The organism is Stenotrophomonas maltophilia group sp. Smal32 (genome assembly GCF_030237085.1).
GTDB lineage: Bacteria > Pseudomonadota > Gammaproteobacteria > Xanthomonadales > Xanthomonadaceae > Stenotrophomonas > Stenotrophomonas maltophilia_Q.
The window spans coordinates 1-1,271 of sequence record NZ_JASJSI010000217.1 but is presented as its reverse complement, the minus strand read 5'-3'; the positions used below and the strand labels follow the sequence as shown (position 1 = coordinate 1,271).

Here is a 1,271-nt window from a genome sequence, read left to right as displayed (position 1 = left end):
GATGCGGCGACCGAGCTTACATGGACGTACTTGCAGCGGCCCCCGCAACCGGACCCACCCCGCCATCCCTCGGTATGCGGCTTTTGCTTTCGCTTTTGCTTGCGCGGTGGCCTCTGCAGGTGCCGGGCGCAGCCCGGCCGTACACCCCCAACAGGCAGCCGGCGCCCGGAACAGGTACCCTATGCCGCCATCAGATAGCCAACGTGACATGACCGACGCCCTCGTCGCTCCGCAGTGGGCCTCCCGCCTGCGCGACATCGCCGACTTCCCCAAGCCCGGCATCCTCTTCAAGGACATCATGCCGCTGCTCGCCCACGGCGAGGACTTCCGCGGTGCCATCACCGCGATGGCCGACCGCTGGCGCGACCAGAAGCTGGACGCGGTGGTCGGCATCGAATCGCGTGGTTTCATCCTCGGCGCCGCGATGGCGCTGGAGCTGGGCGTGGGCTTCGTGCCGGTGCGCAAGCCGGGCAAGCTGCCTGGCCAGGTGCTGCGCGAGGAATACACGCTGGAATACCGCAGCGACTGCATCGAGGTGCATGCCGATGCGCTGCCGGCCGGCGCGCGCGTGGCGATCATTGATGACGTGCTGGCCACCGGCGGTACGCTGGTCGCGGCGCTGGCGCTGGTGCGCCGCCTGGGCGTTGACGTGGTCGGCGCCGGTGTACTGGTCGAACTCGACGGCCTTGGCGGCCGTGCGCGCTGGGAAGCGGACCTGCCGCTGCACACCGAACTGGTGTTCTGATCGAAGGGTGGATGCCAACCTTGGTTGGCATCGCTGTTCGCGACTTGCGCCATGGAGGGGCCAACCAAGGTTGGCCGCTACCAGGTCAGATGGTTGCCAACCGTGGTTGGCAACGCCGTTTCAATCACATCATCCGCACGCGGAAGCGACGGCCCTTGATCTTGCCGGCTTCCAGCTTGGCCACGGCCTTGTTGACCTGCTCACGGGCGATCGCCACGTAGGAACGGGTCGGGAAGATCGCGATCTTGCCGATGAACTTGCTCGACAGGCCGGCGTCGCCGGTCAGTGCACCGAGAATGTCGCCCGGGCGCAGCTTGTCGGTCTTGCCACCGTCGATGCGCAGCGTGCGCATCGCAGCCTGCGGCAGCTCGGCCGGGCGCGCGGTCGCCAGCGGCGTCTTCTGCCAATCCAGCGGTTGCGCCATCTGCGCTTCGATGGCTTCGGCGCGGGTCTTTTCGCGGCCGGCCACCAGGTTGATCGCAAGGCCGCTGGCACCGGCACGGCCGGTACGGCCCACGCGGTGCTG

2 protein-coding genes are annotated in these 1,271 nt (G+C 68.1%); one reads left to right on the top strand and one right to left on the bottom strand.

Annotation, left to right across the window (positions count from 1 at the left end; translation table 11 throughout):
• Window positions 1-208 precede the first annotated feature (208 nt).
• Window positions 209-745: an adenine phosphoribosyltransferase gene (locus QRO91_RS22410; RefSeq protein ID WP_197620830.1), complete on the top strand. Its 537-nt coding sequence runs from the start codon at window positions 209-211 to the stop codon at window positions 743-745.
• Between the two features lie 124 nt (window positions 746-869).
• Here the strand turns inward: QRO91_RS22410 and QRO91_RS22405 are convergent.
• A partial coding sequence (locus tag QRO91_RS22405) for a DbpA RNA binding domain-containing protein (RefSeq protein WP_285310592.1) occupies window positions 870-1,271 on the bottom strand: 402 nt, incomplete at its 5' end.

What these genes read in the sequence shown, in the direction of transcription:
- QRO91_RS22410 (WP_197620830.1), top strand. Translation starts at nt 209, where the DNA reads ATGACCGACGCCCTCGTCGCTCCGCAGTGGGCCTCCCGCCTGCGCGAC.